The organism is Streptomyces sp. NRRL S-495 (assembly GCF_000966955.1).
Lineage (GTDB): Bacteria > Actinomycetota > Actinomycetes > Streptomycetales > Streptomycetaceae > Kitasatospora > Kitasatospora purpeofusca.
The window spans coordinates 1-2,185 of sequence record NZ_JZWY01000462.1 but is presented as its reverse complement, the minus strand read 5'-3'; the positions used below and the strand labels follow the sequence as shown (position 1 = coordinate 2,185).

3 protein-coding genes are annotated in these 2,185 nt (G+C 74.4%); 2 read left to right on the top strand and 1 reads right to left on the bottom strand.

Annotated elements, in window-relative coordinates; all coding sequences use genetic code 11:
• Together VR45_RS42600 and VR45_RS23605 are read left to right on the top strand one after the other, a co-directional pair.
• Positions 1 to 201, top strand: a 201-nt coding sequence (locus VR45_RS42600) for a helix-turn-helix domain-containing protein (RefSeq protein WP_199925989.1), incomplete at its 5' end; no start/stop codon positions are given.
• A gap of 126 nt (positions 202 to 327) precedes the next feature.
• The gene (locus tag VR45_RS23605; protein ID WP_234326094.1) at positions 328 to 1,368 is read left to right on the top strand and encodes a pyridoxal phosphate-dependent aminotransferase; all 1,041 of its coding nucleotides are present in this window, start codon (positions 328 to 330) and stop codon (positions 1,366 to 1,368) included.
• A gap of 36 nt (positions 1,369 to 1,404) precedes the next feature.
• On the opposite strand, the gene VR45_RS23600 is transcribed toward VR45_RS23605, so the two are convergent.
• On the bottom strand, positions 1,405 to 2,185 hold a 781-nt coding region (locus VR45_RS23600), incomplete at its 5' end, for a GNAT family N-acetyltransferase (RefSeq protein WP_045941829.1).

The window sequence follows — 2,185 nt, the reverse complement described above, 5'->3', positions numbered from 1 at the left end:
GACCGGGCCGGGGTGCTCGCCGTCCGGCGCGCGGTCCCGGCCGTCGCCACGGCGCTGAAGGTGTCCCGCTCCACCGTCTACACCCTGCTCGCCGAACTGCGCGAGACCCCCGATGCCCCGGGGGCACCCGACGCACCCGACGTCCCCGGCTCGGCCGACGCACCCGGAACGCCCGGCCCGCCCGCCCTCCCGGCCGACTGACCCGCACCGACGAAGGAGACCCGCCATGACCCGGCTCCCCGGCTCCCCGACTTCCGCCTGGAGACCTACTTCTCCCGCTGGGAGTTCACCGCCCGCCACCACCTCACGGCCTCCGACGCGCAGACCATGGCGATGTCCGAACTGCTCGCCCTCGCCGACCCGGAGGACCGCCACGCGTGGGACACCCTCGCGCTCGGCTACTCCGAGACCTTCGGCGACCCGGCCCTGCGCGAGGCGATCGCCGGACTCTACGAGCGGGCCGACGCCGATGACGTGATCTGCTTCGGCGGCGCCCAGGAGGGGCTCAACCTGGCGATGCAGGTGCTGCTCGGCCCCGAGGACCACGCCGTGGTGCTCACGCCCAACTACCAGTCCGCCGAGACCGTTCCGCTGTCCCTCTGCGAGGTCACCGGTGTCGCGCTCGACCCCGGCCGGGACTGGGCACTCGACCTCGACGAACTCACCGCCGCGCTGCGCCCCAACACCCGGGTGGTGTCCGTCAACTTCCCCAACAACCCCACCGGGGCGGTGATCGACGCCGCCGACTTCGTCCGGCTGGCCGAGATCTGCGACGAGCGCGGCATCCACCTCTTCAGCGACGAGGTCTACCGGGGCCTGGAGCGCGACCCGGTCCGCGCCCTGCCCCAGGCCGCCGACCTGTCCGAGCGCGCCCTCTCGCTCAACGTCACCTCCAAGTCGCTCGGCCTGCCCGGCCTGCGGATCGGCTGGATCGCCTGCCGCGACCGGGAGTTGCGCGGACGGCTGGAGCGCGCCAAGCACTACACCACCATCTGCAACGCCGCTCCCAGCGAGGTCCTCGCCAGGATCGCGATCAAGGCACGCGAGTCGATCCTGGCCCGCAACCGGGCGATCATCGCGGCCAATCTGCCGCTCTTCGACGAGTTCTTCGCCCGCTTCGACGGCCTGTTCGAGTGGCGCGCCCCGGACGGCGGCTGCGTCGCCTATCCGCGCTACCTGGGCGCGGACGGCGTCGAGGCGTTCTGCACCGGGCTGGTCGAGGAGGCCGGCGTCCTGCTGCTGCCGGCCTCCATCTTCCGCTCGGAACTCACCCCGACGCCCGCCGACCGGTTCCGGATCGGCCTCGGCCGCCGCGACCCGGCCCCCGCGCTCGACGCCTTCGCCGGCTGGCTGAAGGGTCGGCACTGAGTGGGCGCGGGCAGGCCGGGTGCCGGTGAGCCGTTGTCAGTGCGCGGCCGGGACGGCCTCCGGCACCGCCGAAGGCTCCCGACGGGCGGCCTTGGCACGGTACTTGAGCCCGAGCAGCGCCCCCGGCAGGCCGTGCGGCACCAGCCAGGAGACGTCCTCCCGGTCCACCGCGTCGAAGCGGTACTTGTACGGCTCGGTGCCGCGCAGGAAGTCGAAGGTGGTCAGCCCCTGCCCGGCGGCCGCGCGGATCGCCTCGGCGATCACCGCCGTGCCGAGCCGCAGCGGCGCCCAGGTCTGGTCCCAGCCGATCTGGTAATAGGCGAAGGTGTCCCGCCACTGGAACCCGTACAGCACGCCGACCACTTCGCCCGCCCGCTCCGCGACCAGGAACGCCGGACCCTCACCGCGTCCGGTGTCGGCCGCCCGTTCGATCACCCGCAGGTGCAGCGGCGCCCTGGCCTCGTCGAAGGTGGTCGGCCGACCGAGCGCGGCCCGGCGCAGCCGGTGCAGCCGGACGGCGGTGTGCAGGAGCTCGTAGCGTGCCGGGAGTTCGGCCGCCGCCAGGGCGGGCGGCACCCAGCGGAAGGTGATCCCCTCGGCGGCCAGCTTCCGGCCGTAGCGGCGCAGGTCGGCGCGGAACTGGCGGCTCCCCAGCGCCTCCGGACCGGCCGCAAGATCGGTGCGCGGGCACGCGGTGCGCCCGATCTCCACCGCGCCGGGCGGCAGTTGGGCGGCCTGTTCGGGATCCAGGTCGGTGAGCAGCAGGCTCGTCCGCCGCCCGCGCCGGGCGAGCCAGTCGGCCACCTCGGCGCGGCGG